This is a genomic window from Methylobacterium jeotgali, from assembly GCF_022179345.1.
Taxonomy (GTDB): Bacteria; Pseudomonadota; Alphaproteobacteria; order Rhizobiales; family Beijerinckiaceae; genus Methylobacterium; species Methylobacterium jeotgali.
Genome location: NZ_BPQR01000031.1, coordinates 25,399 through 49,251 on the forward strand (window position 1 = coordinate 25,399; position 23,853 = coordinate 49,251).

Here is a 23,853-nt window from a genome sequence, read left to right on the forward strand (position 1 = left end):
CCAATGCTCTAGCCCGGCACCGGAACGAGCGCCCCGGCGATGTCGTCCGGGCGCTCGAACAGGTGGTCGGGCGCCAAGGCGGCGAGCGCCTCCCGGCGCGTGTAGCCCCACACCGCCGCCCCGAACGCGCAGCCGGCCCGTCGCGCCGCGTCATGATCGCGCGTCTCGTCGCCGACCGCGAGGACACGATCCGCGGGCAGTCCGCTCGCGCGGATCAACCGGCGGAGCCGGCCCGCCTTCCCGGACAGCGACGTGCCGCAGGCGAAGCGCTCGATGCGGGCGGCGTTGGGGCCGAGAACCGCGCGCACCGTCGCCTCGGCGTTCGAGCTGAGGACGAACAGGCGGATGCCGCGCTCGTCCAGCGCCTTCAGCATCGCGCCGACGCCCGAAAAGAGCGGGATCGAAGCCGCGTCGCGGGCGGCGAGCCAGCGCATGTGCCGGGCAACGAGGGGCAGCTTCCAGGTCGGGATGCCGAGATGCGCGACGATCTCGCGGGCGGACAGCCGCCGGAGCCCGTCCTCCTCGCCGGCCTCGACCCGGCGGAAGCCGTAGCGGTCCGCGACGCCGTTGAGGACGCCGCGGAACCACGGATAGGAATCGGCCAGCGTGCCGTCGAAGTCGAGGACGACGAGGCGGATGCCCGAGCCGTCCTCGGCGTTCGCCCGGGTCAGGCGGCCCTGTCCGTCAGGGCCGGATAGTCGACGTAGCCTTCGGGGCCCTGGCTGTACCACGTCGCCTGCACGTCCTTGTTGAGCGGCGCGCCCTCGCGCAGACGCTGCGGCAGGTCCGGGTTGGCGATGAAGGTGCGGCCGAAGGCGACGGCGTCGGCCTTGCCCTCGTCGAGCACCGCCTGGGCGCTGGCGCCGTCGTAGTCGGAGTTCAGCACCAGCGGGCCGGCGAAGGCACGCTTCACCACGGGCGCCACCGGCGGATGGTTCGGCTTGCCGAAGGTGCCGTCAGGGCCGGGCTCGCGCATCTCGAGGAAGGCGATGCCGATCTCGGAGAGCTTCGCGGCGGCGGCGCCGAACAGCGCGTCGGGATCGGAATCATCGACGCCCTGGATCGCGCCGTTCGGCGAGAGCCGCACCGCCGTACGGTCCTTGCCGACCACGCCCGCCACCGCCCGCGTCACCTCGTCGAGCAGCCGCACCCGGTTCTCGATGGAGCCGCCGTAGCGGTCGGTGCGGTGGTTGACGCCGTCACGCAGGAACTGGTCGATCAGGTAGCCGTTCGCGGCGTGGATCTGGACGCCGTCGAAGCCGGCCGCGCGGGCGTTGCCGGCGGCGCGCTCGTAATCGGCGAGAAGCCGCGGGATCTCGTCGAGCTCCAGGGCACGCGCCTCGGCGTAGGGCTGCTTGCCCTTGTAGGTGTGCGCGGCGTCCGGGGCCGTGGTGGCCGAGGAGGAGACGGGCTTGGCGCCGCCGAGGAAGTCCGGATGGACCACCCGGCCCATGTGCCAGAGCTGCGCGAAGATGCGTCCTCCCGCGTCGTGCACCGCCTTCACCACGGGCCGCCACGCATCGACCTGCCGGTCCGACCACAGACCCGGCGCGTAGGGCCAGCCGAGGCCCTCCTGCGTGATGCCGGTGGCCTCGCTGAGGATCAGGCCGGCCCCGGCGCGCTGCGCGTAGTACTCGGCCATGATCGGCGCCGGCACGTGCTCGCTTGTGGCGCGGCCGCGGGTCAGGGGGGCCATGAGGATGCGGTTCGGCGCCTCGATGGCACCGAGGCGGATCGGGTCGAAGAGTGACGGCATCGTCGGTCTCGTGTCTGATGAGAGGCGGCGCCGGGGCCGCCGGGAGTGGCCTTCAGGTGGGCCGGCGCCGCGCCGTCGCCAGAGGTTTAGAACCCGCCCGGCTCGCGCATGTGCGCGGACGCACACGCCGGCATCGGACCTAGGGCGAACCGGCGGGCCGGGGCGGCGGGGCCGGCTCGTCGTCGGGCGCCCGCAGGCGGTAGCCGACCCCGGTCTCCGTGAGCAGGATGCGCGGCCGCTCGGGATCGACCTCCAGCTTCTGCCGGAGCTGGCGCATGTAGACGCGCAGGTATTGCGGGTCGGACGAGGTCGAGACCTCGTGCATGAGCTGTGCGTGGGTCAGCACCTTGCCGGCGTGGAGCACCAGAGCCTTCAGGAAGTCGTACTCCCGCGGCGTCAGCTTCACGTCCGTTCCGTCGACCCGCACGATCCGGCGGACGAGATCGACGCTGAGCCCGTCGACGCGGAAGACCGGCCGCTCGCCCTTCACCGCGAGCTGATGCCGGAGCGCGGCGCGCAGCCTGGCGAGAAGCTCGGCCATGCCGAACGGCTTGGTGACGTAGTCGTCCGCCCCGAGATCGAGCGCCTCGACCTTGCCGGACTCGTCGTCCCGGCTCGACAGCACCACCACCGGCAGGGCGGGATGGCGCGCGCGGATCGCCCGGAGCAGGTCGTGGCCGCGCATGTCGGGCAGGCCGAGATCGAGGATGACGAGATCGGCCTTCTGGCGCCCGAGGAGCTGGACGGCCGTTCGGCCGTCGGGTGCCTCGAGGATCGCGTAGCCCTGCGTGGAGAGCCCCGTCCGCAGGAGCCTGCGGATCGGCGGCTCGTCATCGATGATCAGGACGGTCGGGCTCATGCGGCGATGTCTCGCGGCGGGCTTCCGGCGGGAACCGGCAGGGTGATCACGAAGCGCGCCCCTTGCCGGTCGGTCCGGTTGCCGGCGGTGACGGTGCCCCCCATCGCCTCGACGAAGCCGCGGGCGATGGCGAGGCCGAGGCCGGTGCCGGCGCGGACCCGGTCCCCTTTACGGGCTCGGTAGAACTTGTCGAACAGCCGCTCGGCATCCTCCTCCGCGATGCCGTCGCCCTCGTCCAGGACCTCGAGGCGCACCTGCCGCCCGTCGCGACGCGCCCGCACGGTCACGGTCGAGCCTTCGGGAGCGTACTTGGCGGCGTTGTCGAGGAGGTTGACGAGCACCTGCTCGAACAGGACCGGATCGAGCCGCAGCACCGGCAGGTCCGGCTCGACCTCGACCCGGGCGCGGTGGCCGGCGAGCACCTTGTCGACCCGGCGCAGCGCCGTGTCGACGATCTCGGAGACGTCCTGGCCGGCGAGGTTCGGCGCGACGGCGCCCGCCTCCAGGCGGGTCATGTCGAGGAGGTTGGCGATGAAGCGGTTCAGCCGCTCCGATTCCTCGATGATCGTCGCCAGCAGGTCCGCCTTCGCGTCGGGCGGGAGCATGGCGTCGAGGTCGCGCAGGGTGCTCGCCGCCCCGAGCACGGCGGCGAGCGGAGTGCGCAGGTCGTGGCTGATCGAGGTGAGGAGCGCCTGCCGCAGGCGGTCGGTCTCGGCCGCCCGTTCGGCCCTGTCGAGATCCTCGACGAGGCGGAACCGCTCGACGGCGAGCGCGCCCATGTCGGCGAGCGCGTCGAGGAGGCGCCGGCCTTCCGGCGTCAGGATCGGGCCGGTCCCGTCCGCGTCGAGCCCGATCACCCCGATCGTCCCCCGGCCGGTGCGCATCGGCAGGAACAGGCGCGGGGCGCCGGGCAGGGTGTCGGCCCCTCGCCCGGCCGGGCGGTCGTTGTCGAAGGCCCATTGGGCGGCGGCTAGGTCGGCCTGGTCGAGCCTGTCCTCGGGCGGATAGCCCGCGCGGACGACGATGCCCCCCTCCCCCGGCAGAAGGACGACGACGCGGACCTTCAGCATCGCCGCGACCTGCGCGGAGGTCGCCCAGAGCACGTCGTCGAGCGTGGCGCAGGCGGCGAGCTTCCGCGAGAACCCGTAGAGCCGCTCCGTGGACCGGGCGCGGTCCTGGGCGACGACGGCCACCGCCCGCGACCGGGCGGCGAGGTTCGAGACCAGCACGGCGACGAGGGTGAAGAGCAGGAAGGCCGCGACGTTGGTCGGGTCGGCGATGGTGAAGGTATAGATCGGCGGCAGGAAGAAGAAGTTGTAGGCGAGCGAGGCCAGCACCACCGCGAGGAGCGACGGCCCGAGCCCGTAGCGGACCGCCACCGCCACCACCGCGGTGAGCAGGACGAGGTCGGCGTTCTCGACGCCGGCATGGGGTTCGAGCAGCAGGGCGAGCCCCAGGGCCGCCGCCGTCGCCAGCCCCGCGAGCCCGTATGGGCGCAGGCCGATGGAGGCGCGGGGCGGCGCCGTGACGACCGACCGCCGCGCGCTCGCTGCGGCGGGCTCCGCCTCGCCCGGCACCACGTGGACGCCGATGTTGCCGCTGCGCCGGACGAGATCGTGCACCACCGAGCCGTTGACGAGCTCGAAGGCCCAGGAGCGCGTCGCCTTGCCAACGACGATGTGGTTCACGTTGGCCGAGCGGGCATAGGCCAGGACGTCGTCGGCGATGTGCCGCCCGCCGGGATGGGTGACGGCGTCGCCGCCGAGCCGGTCGGCGAGGCGCAGGGCCTCCGCGATGCGGTCCCGCTGCGCCTCGCTCAGCGCAGCGCTGCGCGGGCCCTCGATGGTCAGCGCCGTCCAGGGCGCGTGCAGGCGGTCCGCGAGGCGCTTGGCGTAGCGGACGAGACCAGCCGAGCGCGGATTCTCGTCCACGCAGACCAGCACCCGCTCGCCGGCCGCCCAGGGGCCGGCAATGGCGTTCGCCCGCATGTGGCTGAGCAGCTCGTCGTCGACCCGGTCGGCGGTCCGCCGCAGGGCGAGCTCGCGCAGGGCCGTGAGGTTGCCGCGGGAGAAGTAGTGGCGCAGCGCCCGCTCGGCGTTCTCCGGAACGTAGACCTTGCCGGCCTTCAGGCGCTCGATCAGGTCGTCCGGGTTGAGATCGACCACCTCGATGTCGTCGGCCCGGTCGAGCACCCCGTCCGGCACCGTCTCGCGCACGCGGATGCGGGTGATGGAGGCGACGACGTCGTTGAGGCTCTCGACGTGCTGGATGTTCAGCGTCGTCAGGACGTCGATGCCGGCGTCGAGCAGTTCCTCGACGTCCTGGTAGCGCTTCGCGTGGCGCGAGCCCGGGGCGTTGGTGTGGGCGAGCTCGTCCACCAGCGCCAGGGCGGGGCGGCGGGCGAGCAGCGCGTCGAGATCCATCTCCTGGAGGACAGTCCCCCCGTAGGCCACCGGCCGGCGCGGGATCACCTCGAAGCCGTCGAGCAGCGCCTCGGTCTCGGCGCGACCGTGCGTCTCGACCACGCCGACCACCGCGTCGGTGCCGGCCTTCAGCCGGGCGCGGCCGATGGTGAGCATCTCGTAGGTCTTGCCGACCCCCGGCGCGGCGCCGAGGAAAACCTTGAGACGGCCGCGCCTCCGCTCCTCCCGGCGCGCCGCATCCAGCAGCGCCTCGGGCGACGGTCGGCTGGGGTCGCGGCCGGTCTCGGGCAATGGCGCTCCTCGACGCTCAGCGGCGGGCGATCTCGTCCAGGGCGAGGTTGAGCGCCAGGACGTTGACGCGGGGCTCGCCGATCAGGCCCAGGGTGCGCCCTTCGATCCGGGACGTCACCAGCGCGCGCACCCTGTCCTCCGGCAGATTCCGCGCCTTGGCAACTCGCGGCACCTGGAACAGGGCAGCCTCCGGCGAGATGTCGGGGTCAAGGCCCGAGCCGCTCGCCGTGACGAGGTCGACCGGCACCGGCACGCCGGGCCGCTCAGCCTTGAGGGCATCGAGGTCGCCCTTCACCCGCTCGGCCAAGGCCGCGCTGGTCGGGCCGAGGTTGGAGCCGGCGGAGTTCGAGGCGTTGTAGGGGGACGGCACAGTCTTCGAGGCGTCCGCCGGGTCGGCCGCCGTCGTCGCCGAGGGGCGGCCGTGAAAGCTGCCCTCGCCAGTGAAGGACTGCCCGATCAGGGCCGAGCCGACGATCCTGCCGTCGCGCTCGACGGGGCTCCCGGCGGCCTTCCCCGGAAAGATCGCCCCGGCGAGGCCGGTGACGGCCAGGGGATAGGCGAGCCCGGTGATCGCCGTCAGGGCGACGAGCAGGACCAGGGCGGGACGAAGCTGGTTGAGCATGAGAGGTCTCCTTCGGACCTTCGTTCAGGCGAGGTGGAGCGCGCTGACGGCCATGTCGATCGCCTTGATGCCCACGAAGGGCACCAGGACGCCGCCGAGGCCGTAGACGAGCAGGTTCCGGCGCAGCAGCGCGGCGGCGCCGACCGCCCGGTAGGTCACGCCGCGCAGCGCCAGCGGGATCAGCGCCACGATGATCAGGGCGTTGAAGATGATCGCCGAGAGGATCGCGCTCTGCGGCGAGGCCAGCCCCATGACGTTGAGCGCCTGAAGCTGCGGGTAGAGCGTCAGGAACATCGCCGGAAGAATCGCGAAGTACTTCGCCACGTCGTTGGCGATGGAGAAGGTGGTCAGCGCCCCGCGCGTCATCAGAAGCTGCTTGCCGATGCCGACGATCTCGATGAGCTTGGTCGGGTCGGAATCGAGGTCGACCATGTTGCCGGCCTCGCGGGCGGCGACCGTGCCGGTGTTCATGGCCACGCCCACGTCGGCCTGAGCCAGGGCCGGCGCGTCGTTGGTGCCGTCGCCGCACATGGCGACGAGCTTGCCCTCCGCCTGCTCCCTGCGGATCAGGGCGAGCTTGTCCTCGGGGGTGGCCTGGGCGAGGAAGTCGTCGACGCCGGCCTCCGCCGCGATGGCGGCCGCGGTGACGGGGTTGTCGCCGGTGATCATCACCGTGCGAATGCCCATGCGGCGCAGCTCCGCGAAGCGCTCGCGGATACCGCCCTTCACGATGTCCTTGAGATGCACGACGCCGAGGAGGCGCCCGTCGCGGGCCACCGCCAGCGGGGTGCCGCCGGCCTTGGCGGTCTCCTCCGCGATCGCGCGGACCTGGTCCACGACCTCGGTCTCCGCGGCCGGGTGATAGGCCAGAGCGGCGCTCGATCCGCGCTGCGCCATCGGCTGCGCGGACACGGCGGCGATCACCGCCTCCACGGCGCCCTTGCGGATGGAGGCGCCGTCGAGATCGACGCCCGACATCCGCGACTGCGCGGTGAAGGGCACGAAGGTGGCGTCGAGCCCGGCCATGTCGCGGGCGCGGATCCCGTAGCGCTCCTTGGCCAGCACCACGATGGAGCGGCCTTCCGGGGTCTCGTCGGCGAGGGAGGCGAGCTGCGCGGCATCGGCGAGCTCCTGCTCGGAGACGCCGCGCACCGGCCGGAACTCGGTCGCCTGGCGGTTGCCCAGCGTGATGGTGCCGGTCTTGTCGAGGAGCAGCGTGTCGACGTCGCCCGCCGCCTCGACGGCGCGTCCGGACATGGCGAGCACGTTGAAGCGCACCAGACGGTCCATGCCGGCGATGCCGATGGCGGAGAGCAGCGCGCCGATGGTCGTGGGGATCAGCGTCACGAACAGCGCCACCAGCACGATCACCGGGATCGCGCCGCCAGCATAGCTCGCGAAGCTCGGGATCGAGGCCACGGCGAACACGAACACGAGGGTCAGCCCGGCGAGCAGGATGTTCAGCGCGATCTCGTTGGGCGTCTTCTGGCGCGCGGCGCCCTCCACGAGGGCGATCATGCGGTCGACGAAGGTCGAGCCGGCCGCCGCGGTGATGCGGACCTTGATCGCGTCCGAGAGGACCTGCGTGCCGCCCGTGACCGCCGAGCGGTCGCCGCCGGACTCGCGGATGACGGGCGCCGACTCGCCGGTGATGGCGGCCTCGTTGACCGAGGCGACCCCCTCGACGACCTCGCCGTCGGAGGGGATGAGGTCGCCGGCCTCGACCAGCACGAGGTCGCCGACCTTGAGGCTCGTGCCCGGCACCGTCTCGTAGTCCCGTCCGGGACCGGTGAGGCGCTTGGCCGTCATCTCGGTGCGGGTGCGGCGCAGGCTCTCGGCCTGGGCCTTGCCGCGCCCTTCGGCGAGCGCCTCGGCGAAGTTCGCGAAGAGGAGGGTGAACCAGAGCCAGAGGATGATCTGGCCGGAGAAGAGCAGGTCGGTGCCGCCGGCGAGCGCGTCGCGGGCGAAGAGGATGGTGGTCAGCACCGCCACGACCTCGACCACGAACATGACCGGGTTCCGGATCATCGCGCGGGGATCGAGCTTCCTGAAGGCGCCGAGGAAGGCGGGGCCGACGAGGGCCGCGCTGAACAGGGACTGGTTCTGACGGGACATGGGTGGTTGCGTCCGAAGGGAGGCGGGGAAGCCCGGCGCCGTGCGCCGGGCCGGTCCGGTTCAGGGGGCGACCGTCGCGACGGCCGCCGCGAGGGCGAGGCCGCCGAGCAGGGCGACGGCAAGGATCGCCAGCACGAGGTCGGAGCCCCGCGGCGGCGGCGGCTCGGCCCGGTCCCGCCGCTGCGGCGGCCGATGGAAGGCGAGGTGGTGGCGCGGCACGCGCCGGTAGAGGTTCGCCCGGGCCATCTCAGCCTCCGGTCGCGAAGGTCTGGCCCGCCACCGCGGCGAAGTGCTCGACGATCGGGCCCAGCGCCAGCGAGGGGAAGAAGGTCAGGCCGCCGATGATCAGCACCACGCCGACGAGGAGGCCGACGAACAGGCCGCCATGGGTCGGGAAGGTGCCCGAGGAGGCGGGGACCGTCTTCTTGGCGGCGAGCGAGCCGGCGATGGCCAGCGCCGGGATCTTGATGAAGAAGCGCCCCACCAGCATCGCGACCGCGAGCGTCGTGTTGTAGAAGAGCGTGTTGGCCGTCAGCCCGCCGAAGGCCGAGCCGTTGTTGGCCGCCGCCGAGGTGTAGGCGTAGAGGATCTCCGAGAAGCCGTGCGGTCCGGCATTGGCGGGGCCGGCGAGCCCCGCGGGCAGCACGGTGGCGAGCGCCGTGAAGCCCAGCATCGCCAGCGGCAGGCAGAGGATGCCGAGCATGGCCATCTTCACCTCCTTCGCCTCGATCTTCTTGCCGAGATACTCGGGCGTGCGCCCGACCATCAGGCCGGCCACGAAGATCGCCACGATGACGAAGATCAGCATCCCGTAGAGGCCGGCGCCGACGCCGCCGACGATGACCTCGCCGAGCTGCATGTTGACGAGCGGCACCAGCCCGCCCAGCGCCGTGAAGGAGTCGTGCATGGCGTTCACCGCGCCGCAGGAGGCGGCGGTGGTGACGACGGCGAAGAGCGCGGACGCCGCGATGCCGAAGCGGGTCTCCTTGCCCTCCATGTTGCCGCCGGAGAGGCCGAGATTCGAGAGCACGCCGCCGGCGCTGGCCTCGGCCCAGTAGGTGACGGCGACGCCGACCAGGAACAGCACGCCCATCGCGGCGAGGATCGCCCATCCCTGACGCTCGTCGCCGACCATGCGGCCGAAGACGTTGGTGAAGGCCGCTCCGATCGCGAAGATCGTGACCATCTGCACGAAGTTCGCCAGCGCCGTGGGGTTCTCGAAGGGATGGGCGGCGTTGGCGTTGAAGAAGCCGCCGCCGTTGGTGCCGAGCATCTTGATGGCGACCTGGCTCGCCACGGGCCCGACCGCGATGGTCTGCTTGCCCCCCTCCAGCGTCGTCGCCTCGATGGAGGGCGCGAGCGTCTGCGGCATGCCTTGCGAGACGTAGAACAGGGCGAGGACGACGCAGAGCGGCAGCAGCACGTAGAGGGTGGCGCGGGTCGTATCGACCCAGAACGAGCCGAGCGTCCGCGTCGAGGCGCGGGAAAAGCCCCGGATCAGCGCCACGGCGACCGCTATGCCGGAGGCCGCCGACACGAAGTTCTGGTGGGTCAGCCCGAGCATCTGCGAGAGGTAGGAGAGCGTGGTCTCGCCGCCGTAGGACTGCCAGTTCGTGTTGGTGACGAAGCTCGTGGAGGTGTTGAAGGCAAGGTCTGGCGCCACCGCGGCCTGCTCGGCCGGGTTCAGTGGCAGCCCCGCCTGCAGGCGCAGGATCGCGTAGAGCAGGACGAAGCCCGCCGCGTTGAACAGCACCATCGCTCCGGCGTAGCCGAGCCAGGTCTGCTCCTGGCGGGCGTCGATGCCGGCGATGCGGTAGAGGCCGCGCTCGAAGGGGCCGAGCACGGGCGTGAGGAGGGTGCGCTCGCCCTCGAAGACGCGGGTCATGTAGGCCCCGAGGGGCTTCACGAGCGCCAGCACGACCGCGCAGTAGAGCGCGATCTGGATCCAGCCGTTGGGAGTCATGGGAGGAGGGTCCGTCAGGGCCGCTCAGAACCGCTCGGGGCGGACGAGGGCGTAGGTGAGGTAGACGAGGAGGCCGGCAGTCACGAGGGCGCCGAGAACGAGGTCGAAGGTCATGACGGCCTCCCTCAGAGACGCTCGCAGAGCGGCCCGTAGCCGGCGGCGAGAGCGAAGAAGGCGAGCCCTCCGGCGAGGAACACGATGTCGAGCATGGTCGTCCGTATCCGTTCGGCCGGCCGGACGCGGACGCTCCGCGACCGGCCTCGGCCAGCCCGGAATCTGGGCCCGAACCGCGTTAGGGTTCGAGAGGGAGAGGACGGCGATCCCATAAGGATCGCATGAGGATCGAGCCGGAAGGGGCGGCCAGCGGGCGGGCCCCGAAACGGCGACGGGGCCGCCGCTCGAAAGCGACGGCCCCGTTCAGGCGCGAGGATGCGGGAAGCGCTGCGCGCTCAGAGGTGCGCCAGCACCGCCAGCAGCAGCAGGGCGATGATGTTGGTGATCTTGATCGCCGGGTTCACGGCGGGGCCGGCGGTGTCTTTGTAGGGGTCGCCGACGGTGTCGCCGGTGACGGCCGCCTTGTGGGCGTCCGAGCCCTTGCCGCCGTGGTGACCGTCCTCGATGTACTTCTTGGCGTTGTCCCAGGCGCCGCCGCCGGAGGTCATCGAGATCGCGACGTAGAGGCCGGTGAGGATGACGCCGAGAAGGCTGGCGCCGACCGTCGCGAAGGCCTGGCTCTTGCCCGCGATCGCCTGGATCACGAAGAACAGCACGATCGGCGACAGCACCGGCAGGAGCGAGGGAACGATCATCTCCTTGATCGCCGCCCGGGTCAGCATGTCGACGGCCCGGCCGTAATCCGGCCGGTCGGTGCCCTGCATGATGCCGGGCTTCTCGCGGAACTGCCGGCGGACCTCCTCGACCACCGCGCCCGCCGCGCGGCCGACCGCCGTCATGGCGATGCCCGCGAACAGGAACGGGATCAGGCCGCCGAGCAGGAGGCCGACGACGACGTAGGGGTTCGAGAGCGAGAAATCGACGCTGACGCCCTGGAAGAAGCGGTACTGCGTCGGGCTGGCATTGGCGATGAAGTAGTTCAGGTCCGAGGTGTAGGCGGCGAACAGCACCAGGGCGCCGAGGCCGGCGGAGCCGATCGCGTAGCCCTTCGTCACCGCCTTGGTGGTGTTGCCGACGGCGTCGAGCGCGTCCGTCGACTTGCGCACGTCGGAGGGCAGGCCGGACATCTCGGCGATGCCGCCGGCATTGTCGGTGACGGGGCCGAAGGCGTCGAGCGCCACGATGAAGCCCGCCAGCGCCAGCATGGCGGTCACCGCCACCGCGATGCCGAACAGGCCGGCGAGCGCGTAGGTCGCGATGATGCCGCCGACGATGACGATCGCCGGCAGCGCCGTGGATTCCAGCGAGATCGCCAGACCCTGGATGACGTTGGTGCCGTGGCCCGTCACCGAGGCCGTGGCGATCGACTTCACCGGGCGGAAGTTGGTGCCGGTGTAGTACTCGGTGATGACGACGATGAGCGCGGTGATGGCGAGCCCGATCACCGCGCAGCCGAACAGGCCGCCGGAGGTGAAGCTCGCTCCGGTGCTGGTCTGGAAGGTGGTCGAGAAGCCGCCGAGCAGCGTCAGGTTGATGACGGCGATGGCCGCGACCGAGAGGACGCCGGCCGCGATCAGCCCCTTGTAGAGCGCGCCCATGATCGACTGGTTCTCCCCGAGCCGCACCGCGAAGGTGCCGGCGATCGAGGTGAGGATGCAGGCCGCGCCGATGGCGAGGGGGTAGAGCATCAGCGACTCGAGGACGTTGCGGCCGCCGACGTCGGTCTGCCCGGCGAAGAAGATCGCCGCGAGCACCATGGTGGCGACGACGGTGACGGCGTAGGTCTCGAAGAGGTCGGCGGCCATGCCGGCGCAGTCGCCGACGTTGTCGCCCACGTTGTCGGCGATGGTGGCGGGGTTGCGCGGATCGTCCTCCGGGATGCCGGCCTCGACCTTGCCGACGAGGTCGCCGCCGACATCGGCGCCCTTGGTGAAGATGCCGCCGCCGAGGCGGGCGAAGATCGAGATCAGCGAGGCGCCGAAGCCCAGCGCCACCAGGGCGTCGATGACCTCGCGGCTCGCGGGCGAGAGGCCGGCGAAGCGGGTGAGGTAGGCGTAGTAGATCGCGACCCCGAGGAGCGCGAGGCCGGCGACCAGCATGCCGGTGACGGCGCCGGACTTGAAGGCCACGTCGAGGCCGCCGCCGAGCGAGCTCGCCGCGGCCTGCGCCGTGCGGACGTTGGCGCGCACCGAGACGTTCATGCCGATGAAGCCCGCGACGCCCGAGAGCACCGCGCCGATCAGGAAGCCGACCGCGACCTTGAGACCGAGGAAGTAGGCCAGCGCCACGAACAGGATCACGCCGACGACGGCGATGGTGGCGTATTGCCGGCGGAGATAGGCCTGCGCGCCCTCGGCGATCGCCCCGGCGATCTCCTGCATGCGCTGTGTCCCGGCGTCGCGTCTCATCACGTCGTTGATCGTGACGATTCCGTAGGCGACGGCGCAGAGCCCGCCCAGGATGATCAGCAGCAATGCGGTCATTCTACCGTCCTTGGCTGTGTGGCTTGGGGCATGGATCGGGGGCCGGTCGGGCCGGTCTTATGGCGTTGTCCCCGATTCAGCATTCCTCCCTGGATATGCCTGCCTTTGGTGCCAAACTTCACCGCCTTAAGCAAACAGCCAAAAGCAGGATGGAAATAATACGGTTCGTATCTCTTCCGATGACGATCGGGCATCGTCGAGCGCGAACGATCCCGCTCAGCCGGCGGCCAGCGCCGGCCCCTCCTGCCGAAGCGACAGGCGGATCAGTTCCTGCGCGACCCATTGCGTGGGACGGCTGCGGCCGAGCACGGTGACGACGAAGTCCTGAGGCGTGGAGCGGATCACCAGAGCCTCGACACTGCCGATCTGGGGGATGCTGACCACGAGCTCCTCGCCGAGTTCCGGAGTGGTGGCCGAACGCAGCCGGATGCCGTCTACGGAGATGTCCTCGGTCACAGCGTAGAAGTCGCTGCGGTCCCGGCCCCAGCACAGGGCCGGGAGGATGATCCGGTAGCGTTGACTCTTGCGTTTCTCGATCATCGCGGCCGCTCTTCGCCCCCGCGGAGAGTTGCAGCCCGGACCTTGCGGCTGCACCAGCGAAATCCATAAAATGCGATCCGATGACGCTGCGGCCGCAGGGCGACGGCTTTCGCGGATGCTGCACCCCTTGCGCCCAGCGGCGGCTCGGGATTTCCGGAGGCCGAGCCTTACGAACAATCAGAAGTGTTCGAAGGCCCTGCGGGCGAAGCCGCGCGCGTTTCCGGATAGATCGATGAATTCGGGGGCCACCTGTCCGTCTGCAACCTGTCCGATCATTGTGATATCGACGCCGAGGACACAGGCCTCGGCTTCGATGGCCGGCCAATCCGCCTCCGGGATACAGAAAATCAGCTCGTAATCGTCGCCGCCGCAGAGAATCGTCTCGATCAACCCTTCATTAACCATGACCGCATGTCGCGCTGCGGAAGAATGCGGGATGCGACGCGCGTCCACGCGCGCCGTCGTCCCGCCACCCAGCATCTTGCCGAGATCGCCGACGAGCCCGTCCGAGACGTCCATCGCGGCGGTGGCGTGGCGGCGCAGGAGCCCGGCCAGCGCCGTGCGCGGGCGCGGATGCAGGTAGCGGTCGGCGAGATGCGCCCGCTCGCCGTCGGACAGCGCGGTTGCCCAGGCGGCGCCGGGATCGAGGCGCAGGGCGAGCCCCAGGGCCGCGTCGCCGATGGTGCCGCTCACGCAGATCAGGTCGCCCGGCCGCGCGGTCTGGCGGCGCACGATGCCGCCCGACGGCACCTCACCGAAGGCGGTGACGCCGATGAGCAACGGGCCGTCCGTGCGCACGGTGTCGCCGCCGAGAAGCGGGCAACCGAGCGCGCGGCTCGCCTCTCCGAGCCCCTCGGCGAAACCGGCCAGCCAGGCCTCGGTCCAATCGGAGGGCAGTGCGAGGGTCAGCAGGAAGCCGCGCGGGTCGGCACCCTTGGCGGCGATGTCCGAGAGGTTCACGCCGAGCGCCTTGCGGGCGATGGAGGCCGGGGGATCATCGGGAAAGAAGTGCATGCCGGCGACGATCGCGTCCGTCGTCACCACGAGGTCGTGGCCCGGCGTCGGCGCCAGGCTGGCGGCGTCGTCGCGCAGGCCCTCGGCGCCCTCCCCCGCGAGCGGCGCGAAGTAGCGGGCGATGAGCGCTTCCTCGCCCGGACGCCCCGGCCCGCTCACCCCTGCTTCGACCGTTCCGGAAGGGCGAGCTCGGCGGCGCGGGTGCCGCGGGCGACCTTGTCGAGAACCGCGTTGATAAGGCCCGGCTCATCGCCATCGTAGAAGGAATGGGCGACGTCGACATAGGCGGAGATCGCCGAGCGCGCCGGCACGTCGCGGCGGAACATCAGCTCGTAGGTGCCCGCCCGCATAATCGCGCGCAGCACCGACTCGATACGCCGCAGGGGCCAGCCCTGGGCGAGCGCGCCGTCGACCGTCACGTCGATCGCCCGCTGCTCCTCGACCACGCCCCGGAGCAGGTCGCGGAAGAAGGCCCCCTCGGCCGGCGGATGGAGGATGCCCTCGACCTCCTGGCCGATCCAGAAGGCCTCGAACTCGGCCAGCGCGTCGAGGACGCCCTTGCCGGAGATCTCCATCTCGTAGAGCGCCTGGACCACCGCGAGGCGGGCTCCGGCGCGTTCGTCGAGCTTCGTCATCGCCTTCAGACCTCGACGCTCTGGCTGCCGTCGCGGCTCGAGGCGACGGCCGCGACCGCGGCTTCCGCCGCGCGCTTCAGCGCGAGCACGGAGAGCGCCGCCTCAGCCGCACCGCCGCCCTTGTTCATCTCCGCCACGCGGGCGCGGGCATGTGCCTGCGCCTCGTTCTCCACGGTGAGGATGCCGTTGCCGAGCGGCAGGCGCAGGGCCACCGACAGGTCCATCAGCGCCCGCGAGCTCTCCCCGGCCACGATGTCGTAATGCCCGGTCTCGCCGCGGATGACGCAGCCCAGCGCCACGGCGGCGTCGTAGGGCTCGCCGGCCCGCTCGGCGGCCTCGACCAGGATGGCGATGGTCGCCGGGATCTCGAGGGCACCGGGCACCGAGACCGTGAAGGCCTTCGCTCCGGCGGCGTCGATGGCGCCCTGCGCGCCGGCGAGCAGCTCGTCGGCGAGGTCGTCGTAGAAGCGGGCCTCGACGACGAGCACGCGGGCGCCCTTCAGGGAGGGCCCGACAGCCTTGTCGCGGCGGGGGGTGGGTGCGGTCGAGACCATGGCCTGCCTTCAGCCTCCGCCGATGCTGCGGCGCGGTGGGCGGCGAGCACTAGACCGAAGCGGAGCCTACCTCAAGCACCCGCCCGCGCGTCGGTCAGCCGGGCCGCGTAGCGGGCGATGAGATCGACCTCGATGTTGAGCCGGTCGCCCGTCCGGCGCTCGCCCCAAGTGGTGACGGCGAGCGTGTGAGGGATGAGGAGCACGCTGAAGAGGTCGTCCTCAACGCCGTTCACCGTGAGCGAGGTGCCGTCGAGGCAGACCGAGCCCTTCTCGGCGATGAAGGCGGCGAGGTCGCGGGGGGCGCGCAGCACGAAGCGCTCGCTCGGGCCCCAGTCGTTCTCCCGCTCGGTGACGGGCTCGCGGGCGACGATCTCGGCGAGCCCGTCGACATGGCCGGTGACGAGATGGCCGCCGAGTTCGTCGCCGATGCGCAGCGAGCGCTCCAGGTTGACCCGCCGCCCCGCCTGCCAGGCCCCGACGTTGGTGCGCGCCAGCGTCTCGGCGGCCGCATCGACCGCGAAGACGCAGCCCCCCTCGGCGGGCTCGACGGAGACGGCGGTGAGGCAGGGCCCGGAGCAGGCGATGGAGGCGCCGAGCAGGATGCCGGCGGGATCGTAGCCGCAGCGGATGGCGATGCGCCGCAGACGCGCGTCGCCCTCCACGGACAGCACGGTGCCGACATCGGAGACGAGGCCGGTGAACATCAGGACGCTCTCTCGTAGGTGGCGGCCCGGTCGGGGCCGAGGGTCTCGTCGTCGCAGACATGGAAGCCCGCGAGCCGCGCCGCCAGGGCCGGCCCTACCGCCGGAAGGCCGGGCTCGGCCAGCGTGCCGGGCCCGGTGATCAGCGTGCAGCGGTCGACGAGATCGGCCCCGGCCAGAGCCTCGGCGAGGCAGGGCCCGCCTTCGCTGCAGAGGCGCGTCAGCCCCCGTTCTCCGAGATGGGCGAGCGCGGCCGGCAGGTCGACGCGGCCATCCGGAGCGGTGGCCACGATCTCGACCTCGACGCCGAGGGCCGCGAGCGCCCGGCGGGCATGGACGGGGGCGCGGCGCGTCGTCAGAACGAGGGTCGGGACATCGTGCGCGGTGCGCGCCAGGGTGCTCGCCGGGCTGAGCCGCAGCTCGGAATCCAGCACGATCCGCAGGGGCGAGCGCGGCTCCAGTCCCGGCAGCCGAACGGTCAGGGCCGGATTGTCGGCCCGCGCCGTGCCGACGCCGATCAGGATCGCGTCGGCATGGGCGCGCCAGAGATGCACGCGCCCGTCCGCGAGGGGGCCGGTGATGCGCAGCCGCTCGCCGGGCGCGCCGGCGGCAAACCCGTCCCGCGTCCGCGCGAGCTTCAGCCAGAGCGCCGGGCGCCCCTTAGTGACGCGGGTGATGTGGCCGAGATGGTCGCGGGCAGCCTCCTGCGCCAGCAGCCCCGTCTCGACGGCGATTCCCGCCGCTTCGAGCAGGGCGTGGCCGCGGCCGGAGACCCGCGGATCGGGATCGCCCACCGCGCTCACCACGCGCGCAATGCCGGCGCGGACGATGGCGTCCGTGCAGGGCGGCGTGCGGCCCTGGTGCGAGCAGGGCTCGAGGGTGACGTAGAGGGTGGCGCCGCGCGCCGCCTCGCCGGCCATGGCAAGCGCCAGCGTCTCCGCATGCGGCCGGCCGCCGATCTCGGTCGCGGCGAGCCCGACGATCCGCTCGGCACCGGGCCCGCCCGCGACCACGACCGCGCCGACGGAGGGGTTCGGCCAGGTGCGGCCGAGGTTGCGCCGCCCTGCCGCCAGCGCGAGGCGCATGAAGCGGCGGTCTAGGACGCTCACCGGGAGCCCTTGGCCGCGCGCGCGAGTTCCGCGGGGCCGCCCTCTTCGGGGGCAGCGCGCTGAGTCTCGCCGAGGGTGCCGAGCAGCGTCTCGAAGTCCTTGGCCTCGCGGAAGTTCTTGTAGACGGAGGCGAAGCGGACATAGGCCACGTCGTCGACGGCCTTGAGCCCTTCCATCACCAGCTCGCCGATCGCCTCCGAGGCGATCTCGGCCTCGCCGCTGCTCTCGAGCTGCCGGGTGATGCCGCTCACGAGCCGCTCCACCCGCTCCGGGTCGACCGGGCGCTTGCGCAGGGCCACGTCGATGGAGCGTTGGAGCTTGTCGCGGTCGAAGGGCACGCGCTTGCCGGAGCGCTTGAGCACCGCGAGCTCGCGCAGCTGCACCCGCTCGAAGGTCGTGAAGCGTCCCGCGCAGTCCGGGCAGACGCGGCGGCGGCGGATCGAGCTTCCGTCCTCGCTCGGACGGGAATCCTTCACCTGCGTGTCCGAGCCGCCGCAGAAGGGGCACCGCATGGGGCGGACGCGCTCCTGATTCGTACCGCTGAAAAGAGAACGGCCGCGGAGCAGGTTGCCCGCGGCCGTTCTGTAGCGTCTCGGGGAGGCCAGCGGAAGCCGCCTCCCCCACACCCTCGCCGGGATGTCAGCCGTAGATCGGGAAGCGCTCGGTCAGCGCGTGGACGCGCTGCTTGACGCTCGCCTCGACGGCGGAGTCACCCTCCTCACCCTTGGCGGCGACGCCGTCCAGCACCTCGACGATGAAGCCGCCGATCTGCTTGAACTCGGCGACGCCGAAGCCGCGGGTGGTGCCGGCCGGGGTGCCGAGGCGGATGCCCGAGGTGACGGTCGGCTTCTGCGGGTCGAAGGGCACGCCGTTCTTGTTGCAGGTGATGTCCGCCCGCGAGAGGGCCGCCTCGGCCGCCTTGCCGGTGAGGCCCTTCTTCTGAAGGTCGACCAGCATCAGGTGGTTGTCGGTGCCGCCGGAGGTGATGTCGTAGCCGCCGGAGATCAGGGTGTCGGCGAGCGCCTTGGCGTTCTCGATGACCTGCTTGGCGTAGATCTTGAACTCGGGCTTCAGGGCCTCGCCGAAGGCCACCGCCTTGCCGGCGATGACATGCATGAGCGGGCCGCCCTGAAGGCCGGGGAAGATCGCGGAGTTGAACTTCTTGGCGAGCGCCTCGTCGTTCGTGAGGATCATGCCGCCGCGGGGGCCGCGGAGCGTCTTGTGGGTCGTCGTGGTGGCGACGTGCGCGTGCGGGAACGGCGAGGGATGCACGCCCGCCGCAACGAGGCCGGCGAAGTGGGCCATGTCGACGAAGAAGTAGGCGCCGACCGCATCGGCGATCTCACGGAACTTCGCGAAGTCCCAGTGGCGCGGGTAGCCCGAGCCGCCGGCGATGATGACCTTGGGCTTGTGCTCGTGGGCCAGGCGCTCGACCTGCTCCATGTCGATGCGCTGATCGTCCCGGCGCACGGTGTAGGAGACGGGCTTGAACCACTTGCCCGAGACGTTCGGGGGCGCGCCGTGGGTGAGGTGGCCGCCGGCAGCGAGGTCGAGACCCATGAAGGTGTCGCCGGGCTGCATCAGGGCCATGAACACGCCCTGGTTCGCCTGCGAGCCGGAGTTCGGCTGGACGTTGGCGAAGCCGCAGTTGAACAGGCGCTTGGCGCGCTCGATGGCGAGGTTCTCGGCCACGTCCACGAACTGGCAGCCGCCGTAGTAGCGCCGGCCCGGATAGCCCTCGGCGTACTTGTTGGTCAGCACCGAGCCCTGGGCCTCGAGCACCGCGCGGGAGACGATGTTCTCGGAGGCGATCAGCTCGATCTCGTGCTGCTGCCGGCCGAGCTCCTGCTCGATGGCGCGGGCGAGTTCAGGATCGGTCTGCGCGACGGACGCCTTGAAGAAGGTGTCCTGCACGGAATGGTCGGCAGCGGTACCGGCGCTCATGGTGGCCTCTATTCTGGTACGGGCTCGGCCCGTCGTCCGTTGGCGTTCACGGGTGGGCGTTGAAGCCGGGATTACTACACGCGGCCGCCTGCGAGGCCAAGCGTTGCAGAATTTGCCGTCCCGTTGAAAAAAATTCGGCAGCGCGGTGCTTTCCGACGTTTCGCGTCACCTTGCCGGCAGGCCGCGAGCGCCCTGCGAAACGACGAAGGCCGCCGTCCCGGGCGGGACGGCGGCCTCGTATCGCCGGGACGCGGTGAGGAAGGCTCAGTTGCCCTCGTCGCCGGGCTCGTAGACCTCGGGCATCGTGGACTGGGCGCTGGCGACGGGAGTCGGCGCCGAGATGGTCGAGGGCACGTTCACGCCGTCGCGCTTGTAGATGTCGTCGCGGAACTGCACGAGGCCGTCCGGGGTCGACCAGGCGGTGATGTAGGTCCAGTAGACCGGCACCGGGGTGCTGATGTTGGCGTCGACGCGCTTGCCGCTCTCGATCGCCTCCTCGACCTGCTGACGGCCCCAGCCGGGCGTGTCCTTGAGCAGCCAGGTGATGTACTCGCGCACGTTCTGCACGCGGACGCAGCCCGAGGAGATGAAGCGGAAGTCGTCGCCGAACACGCCCTTGGTGTTGGTGTCGTGCATGAACACCCCGTGCGGGTTGGGGATGTTGATGCGCACGATGCCCATGGAGTTGAAGTCGGCGCCCGAGTCCTGCCGGTAGGTGTAGCGGGTGCCCTCGTCCGAGAACCAGTTCACCGACTTCGGCGAGACCTCGCCGGCACCCGAGAGGATGCGGATCTTGTTGTCGGTGAGGTAGTTCGGGTCCTTCTGCATCTTGGGGATGAGGTCCTTCTTCACGATGGAAGCGGGGACCGTCCAGGTCGGGTTGAAGTTGATCTGCGTCGCCTTGGTATTCATGATCGGCGACTGGCGGTCGATCTTGCCAACGCCGGCCGCGTGCAGGGTCACGACCTGACCGTTCTCGACGGTCTGGACCAGGGCCGCGGGGATGTTGGTGATGACGAAGCGGTTGCCGAGGTTGCCCGAGTAGGAGCGCAGGCGCACCACGTTGATCTCGAGCTGGCGCAGCCGCACGTCGGCGGGCACATTCATGGCCTGCTGGGTGGCGGCGCTCATGGCGCCGGTCTGGCCGAGGCCGTGGCGGGCCTGGAAGCGCTTCACCGCGGCGGCGACGTAGGAATCGTAGACGCCGGAGGAACCGGCCACAGGGTCGAGATCGCCGGTCACGATCAGGCGCTGGCGCACGGCGTCGACCGCCGGGCCGCGGGAGCCGACGCGCAGGCGGTCGGCGCCAGAGACCTGCCGCCAGCCGCCGCGGGCGACGATGTCCTTGTAGCGCTCGGCCATCTGCTCGGTGGCCGCCACGGTCTGCGGCGACAGGATCGGCGTCAGCGAGCGCTGCACCTGCATGCCGGTGGGGGCGGCGTAGTCCTGGGCCCACTCCGCCTGCGCGAAGCCGGCCTCGCGGGCGCCGGCGGGGACGGCGAAGGCGGCCGAGGCGAGCAGCGCAAGGCCGAGGGCGCCAAGGTTCGCGCGAAGGGTCGGTGCCAGGGTCAGCATCTACGGGCTCTGTCAGATGTCGGGACGCCGGAACCGCGAGACCTCACGCAGAACCGGACGGCCCGAGGGTGTCGCGGTAGCGTTAAGAACCCATGTCCTCCGGGCCAGAATATGGCGCCCTCGTGCGGCGGCGCACATGGCGGCTCGATTGGCCGCCGCGGCGACGCGATCCGTCCGCCGGATCGGCCCCCGTCTGGCGCGGCCGGCGGCGATCCCCTATGGCTGGCGGCCATGCTTCACGCCGCGACGGCACGGCTGCGCCTGCGCGCGATCATCTCGGTGATCGCGCTCTACGCGCTCGTGCTCCAGGCCCTGGCCGGGAGCCTGTCGCCTGCGCCCGCCACCGAGACGGCGGCGATCTGCGCTCCGGGCGTGGCGGCACAGGATCGGGGTGGTCCGGACCGGCCGGAGCCGCATCCCGCCTGCTGCCTCCTGCATCACGCCGGTCACGCGTGCGACCTGCCGGCTCCGGCGGCGGCCGCCCTCCGCGTCCCGCGAGCGGCGGACCGAACGGTCTCGATCTCCCCGCCGCGAGAGGCCGGTCGCGAGCCCGCCGGTCCGACCGGCCGCCCTCGGGGACCGCCCCTCGCCTGACCGATTCGACAGCCGGCACGACGGGCCCTCGGCCCGGCGGCCTCGTCCGCTCGCTCAGCTTCAGGACCGTTCCATGCCCACCCGATCCCCGGCCGCCCTCCTCGCGGCGCTCGCCCTCGCCGCCGCCCCTGGCCTCGCCCGGGCCCACGCCAACCTCGAACGCAAGGAGGCGAACCCCGACAGCGCCTATCGCGGCGTCGTCCAGATCATGCATGGCTGCGAGGGCACGCCGACGACCCGCGTCACCGTCACGATTCCCGAGGGCGTGGTCGGCGCCAAGCCGATGCCGAAGCCGGGCTGGCAGGTCGCCGTCACGAGGGGCGCCTACGCCCGGCCCTATCAGAGCTTCCACGGCACGGTGTCGGAGGGCGTGAAGACCATTATCTGGAGCGGCGGCAGCCTCCCGGACGATCAGATCGACGAGTTCACCTTCTTCGCCCGCGTCAGCGACGCCTTCGCGCCGGGTGCCACGATTCATTTCCCCATCGAGCAGGATTGCGAGAAGGGCAGCTATCGCTGGACGGAGGTTCCGGCGGCGGGCCAGGACCCGCGGGAATTGAAATCGCCCGCTCCCGCCGTCCGCGTGGTCGCCGCCGAGGGAAAGACCGCTCAGGCGCCCGCGAAGGCCGGCACCGTTACCGTGACGGCGCCCTGGATCCGGGCAACGCCGGCCGGCGCCAAGGTCGCCGGCGGATACTTCACCGCGTCGAACAGCGGACGGGAGCCGGACAAGCTCCTCTCGGCCACAGCCGAGATCGCCGGCCGCGTCTCGATCCATTCCATGAGCATCGAGAACGGGGTGATGCGCATGGCGCCCGTCGAGAACGGCTTGGCCATCAAGAGCGGCGAGGCCGCGGAGCTGAAGCCCGGCGGGTATCACCTGATGCTCGAGGACCTGAAGCGTCCGCCCAAGGCCGGCGAGAGCGTGAAGGGCAGCGTCACCTTCGAGCGCGCCGGCACGGTGCCGGTAGTGTTCGAGGTGCGCGGCACGGCGCCGGCCGCCGCGTCCGGCGGCCACCAGCACTGAGGACGCGGACGTCCTCCAAGTTCGCGGGGAGGACGTCCCGACGCTCAGGCGTCCCGGCGCGCCCGCGGATAGCGATAGGCGACCCGGGCCAGGAGCAGCGCGCCGCCGAACTGCGCCAGCCCGTTCTCGCCGAGATCGCTCGGGGCGATCTGCATCTGGACGACGGCGCGGGTCAGCGCGTTGAAGGCGATGACGCCCATGCAGAAGGCGGCGGCGGCGAAGAGAGCGGCAACGAAATCGGGCATGGCGCGAATCCCGTCCAATCGACGGAACAAGCTTAGCAAGGGCCGCGCCAGAGCGTAGCCGCCGAAGGGATCAGGGGCGGCAGACGGGATCAGGGACGGCGGACGGGCTGCTTCTGCGCCGGGCCCTTCGCGGGCTGTGTCGCAGGCGCGGCGACCGGCGTCGCGTGCGGAGCCGGCGGCTTCGGCGTCTCGACGGCGAGGCGCTTCACGGGCCAGCCATCCGCCCAGCGCTGCATGTCCCCGAAGCGAGGATCGTTCTTGAGCACGGTGGCCTCGGAGCTGGCGAAGGCGGCGGTCGCCGCCATGTCGAAGGTCTTCCAGAAGGCCAGATAGTCGAGCGTGTCCGTGCGGGCGTTGTTGATCTGCGCCACGAGGGTCTGCTGCTCGCCGCTGAGCGCCATCTCCGCTGACCACTTGAACGGCGGCGGCTTCGGGCCGTCCTTGGGCTCGGGCGCCAGCTTGATGGCACCGCCGTCATAGGCCGAATCGGTGCCGGCCGGCGCCGCGAGGGTCGCCGTGAGCGCCGGGAAGCCGTGATCGTCGGAGAGCGCCCGCACGAGAAGCTTGCGCTCGCTCGGCACGGCGCTCGCCTCCCGCAGGATGCGGCGCGCGGCGATGTCGGCGGCGCGGGCGTCCCGGTCGCCGATCACGGCGACGATCATGGTGCCGGCGGGGATGGTCGAGAGATCGGCGAGCGGCACGCCCCGCGACTTCGGGGTGCTGGCGATGCCGCCGGGCATGATCGCGTAGACGAGTTTCGGAGCCGGTAGGCCTTTGCCCGCGGCTTCCGCGGCGATGTTCGCAGCGATGGGGGCCCCGGCGAGGTGTCCGATGACGGCGAGACGCTTCGGGTCGGGCTTGGCCTCCGCGTCGCCGGACAGCTCGGAGAGGGCCGCCTTCACGAGGTCCTCGGCCTTGGCCGTGGCATCGGAAGGCTTGGAGCGGTTCACCTCCTGGAAGCGCGGGAACAGCACGAGATGGCCCTGCCGGGCGAGGTGGTCGATCCAGGTCCCGTAGGCCTGCGGGTTCGTGGCGCCCCAGGCGTGCAGAAACACGACGACGGGCCGTCCCTCGGCAGGCGCCGCACCGGCCTTGTGGAAGACGTAGGTCGAGGCGCTCGCCGGACCGACCGCCTTCTTGGCGATCGTGGCAGCCTTGTCGCCCATGCCGCCGGGCCCCTCGACGGGCTGGGGCGGCGGTGCGGCCGCGTAGGCGGACCCCGCCGGCGTCCCGAGGCAGGCCAGCACCGCGGCGGCGCGAACGAGGGAACGGGTGGGACGCATGGTCGG

Annotated in this window: 23 protein-coding genes; 2 read left to right on the forward strand and 21 right to left on the reverse strand. The window is 71.5% G+C overall.

Features of this window, described 5'->3' with window-relative positions:
- Positions 1-8: 8 nt before the first annotated feature.
- From MFF04_RS09515 to MFF04_RS09605, 19 genes are all read right to left on the reverse strand, one after another.
- Positions 9-731: an HAD hydrolase-like protein gene (locus tag MFF04_RS09515; RefSeq protein WP_373319996.1), complete on the reverse strand. Its 723-nt coding sequence runs from the start codon at positions 729-731 to the stop codon at positions 9-11.
- Entirely contained in the window at positions 668-1,756 is a 1,089-nt protein-coding gene (locus tag MFF04_RS09520) for an alkene reductase (protein WP_238275338.1), read from the reverse strand. The genes MFF04_RS09515 and MFF04_RS09520 overlap by 64 nt, the downstream gene beginning before the upstream one ends.
- Positions 1,757-1,895: 139 nt before the next feature.
- Complete coding sequence (locus MFF04_RS09525) at positions 1,896-2,615, reverse strand: response regulator (protein ID WP_238275339.1); 720 nt, start codon at positions 2,613-2,615, stop codon at positions 1,896-1,898.
- Positions 2,612-5,329, reverse strand: a complete 2,718-nt coding sequence (locus tag MFF04_RS09530; protein ID WP_238275340.1) for an ATP-binding protein — start codon at positions 5,327-5,329, stop codon at positions 2,612-2,614. The genes MFF04_RS09525 and MFF04_RS09530 overlap by 4 nt, the downstream gene beginning before the upstream one ends.
- Positions 5,330-5,345: 16 nt before the next feature.
- Positions 5,346-5,951 (reverse strand): K(+)-transporting ATPase subunit C, encoded by a 606-nt coding sequence (locus MFF04_RS09535; protein ID WP_238275342.1) that lies wholly within the window; start codon positions 5,949-5,951, stop codon positions 5,346-5,348.
- 24 nt (positions 5,952-5,975) lie between these two features.
- Entirely contained in the window at positions 5,976-8,066 is a 2,091-nt protein-coding gene (kdpB, locus tag MFF04_RS09540) for a potassium-transporting ATPase subunit KdpB (protein ID WP_238275344.1), read from the reverse strand.
- Between the two features lie 60 nt (positions 8,067-8,126).
- Positions 8,127-8,312, reverse strand: coding sequence for a hypothetical protein (locus MFF04_RS09545; RefSeq protein WP_238275345.1), 186 nt, complete (start codon positions 8,310-8,312; stop codon positions 8,127-8,129).
- 1 nt (position 8,313) lies between these two features.
- Positions 8,314-10,029, reverse strand: a complete 1,716-nt coding sequence (gene kdpA / locus MFF04_RS09550) for a potassium-transporting ATPase subunit KdpA (protein ID WP_238275346.1) — start codon at positions 10,027-10,029, stop codon at positions 8,314-8,316.
- Between the two features lie 24 nt (positions 10,030-10,053).
- Positions 10,054-10,143 carry a K(+)-transporting ATPase subunit F gene (locus MFF04_RS09555; protein ID WP_238275347.1) on the reverse strand — a complete coding sequence of 30 codons (90 nt, stop codon included), beginning with the start codon at positions 10,141-10,143 and terminating at the stop codon, positions 10,054-10,056.
- Between the two features lie 335 nt (positions 10,144-10,478).
- Positions 10,479-12,626, reverse strand: coding sequence for a sodium-translocating pyrophosphatase (locus tag MFF04_RS09560; protein ID WP_238275348.1), 2,148 nt, complete (start codon positions 12,624-12,626; stop codon positions 10,479-10,481).
- Between the two features lie 216 nt (positions 12,627-12,842).
- A complete protein-coding gene (locus MFF04_RS09565) occupies positions 12,843-13,166 on the reverse strand; it encodes a PilZ domain-containing protein (RefSeq protein ID WP_238275349.1) in 324 nt (107 codons plus the stop codon).
- 177 nt (positions 13,167-13,343) lie between these two features.
- Positions 13,344-14,339: a thiamine-phosphate kinase gene (gene thiL / locus MFF04_RS09570; RefSeq protein ID WP_238275350.1), complete on the reverse strand. Its 996-nt coding sequence runs from the start codon at positions 14,337-14,339 to the stop codon at positions 13,344-13,346.
- Positions 14,336-14,815 carry a transcription antitermination factor NusB gene (gene nusB / locus MFF04_RS09575; protein WP_238275352.1) on the reverse strand — a complete coding sequence of 160 codons (480 nt, stop codon included), beginning with the start codon at positions 14,813-14,815 and terminating at the stop codon, positions 14,336-14,338. The genes thiL and nusB overlap by 4 nt, the downstream gene beginning before the upstream one ends.
- Before the next feature lie 5 nt (positions 14,816-14,820).
- Positions 14,821-15,369 (reverse strand): 6,7-dimethyl-8-ribityllumazine synthase, encoded by a 549-nt coding sequence (ribH, locus tag MFF04_RS09580; RefSeq protein ID WP_238275354.1) that lies wholly within the window; start codon positions 15,367-15,369, stop codon positions 14,821-14,823.
- A gap of 71 nt (positions 15,370-15,440) precedes the next feature.
- Positions 15,441-16,073: a riboflavin synthase gene (locus MFF04_RS09585; RefSeq protein WP_238275356.1), complete on the reverse strand. Its 633-nt coding sequence runs from the start codon at positions 16,071-16,073 to the stop codon at positions 15,441-15,443.
- A complete protein-coding gene (ribD, locus tag MFF04_RS09590; protein ID WP_238275507.1) occupies positions 16,073-17,155 on the reverse strand; it encodes a bifunctional diaminohydroxyphosphoribosylaminopyrimidine deaminase/5-amino-6-(5-phosphoribosylamino)uracil reductase RibD in 1,083 nt (360 codons plus the stop codon). Before ribD ends, MFF04_RS09585 begins: the two co-directional genes overlap by 1 nt.
- 20 nt (positions 17,156-17,175) lie before the next feature.
- The gene (nrdR, locus tag MFF04_RS09595) at positions 17,176-17,691 is read right to left on the reverse strand and encodes a transcriptional regulator NrdR (protein WP_306308047.1); all 516 of its coding nucleotides are present in this window, start codon (positions 17,689-17,691) and stop codon (positions 17,176-17,178) included.
- 127 nt (positions 17,692-17,818) lie between these two features.
- Positions 17,819-19,123 (reverse strand): serine hydroxymethyltransferase, encoded by a 1,305-nt coding sequence (glyA, locus tag MFF04_RS09600; protein WP_238275357.1) that lies wholly within the window; start codon positions 19,121-19,123, stop codon positions 17,819-17,821.
- A gap of 264 nt (positions 19,124-19,387) precedes the next feature.
- Entirely contained in the window at positions 19,388-20,698 is a 1,311-nt protein-coding gene (locus MFF04_RS09605) for a L,D-transpeptidase family protein (protein ID WP_238275358.1), read from the reverse strand.
- Positions 20,699-20,929: 231 nt separating this feature from the next.
- Here MFF04_RS09605 and MFF04_RS09610 point away from each other — a divergent pair, with 231 nt between their 5' ends.
- Together MFF04_RS09610 and MFF04_RS09615 are read left to right on the forward strand one after the other, a co-directional pair.
- The gene (locus MFF04_RS09610) at positions 20,930-21,292 is read left to right on the forward strand and encodes a hypothetical protein (RefSeq protein ID WP_238275359.1); all 363 of its coding nucleotides are present in this window, start codon (positions 20,930-20,932) and stop codon (positions 21,290-21,292) included.
- Positions 21,293-21,365: 73 nt separating this feature from the next.
- A complete protein-coding gene (locus MFF04_RS09615; protein WP_238275360.1) occupies positions 21,366-22,319 on the forward strand; it encodes a DUF1775 domain-containing protein in 954 nt (317 codons plus the stop codon).
- Positions 22,320-22,363: 44 nt separating this feature from the next.
- Here the strand turns inward: MFF04_RS09615 and MFF04_RS09620 are convergent, their stop codons facing one another.
- Together MFF04_RS09620 and MFF04_RS09625 are read right to left on the reverse strand one after the other, a co-directional pair.
- Positions 22,364-22,564 carry a hypothetical protein gene (locus MFF04_RS09620; RefSeq protein ID WP_238275361.1) on the reverse strand — a complete coding sequence of 67 codons (201 nt, stop codon included), beginning with the start codon at positions 22,562-22,564 and terminating at the stop codon, positions 22,364-22,366.
- Positions 22,565-22,653: 89 nt separating this feature from the next.
- Complete coding sequence (locus MFF04_RS09625; protein WP_238275362.1) at positions 22,654-23,847, reverse strand: alpha/beta hydrolase fold domain-containing protein; 1,194 nt, start codon at positions 23,845-23,847, stop codon at positions 22,654-22,656.
- Between the last annotated feature and the right edge of the window lie 6 nt (positions 23,848-23,853).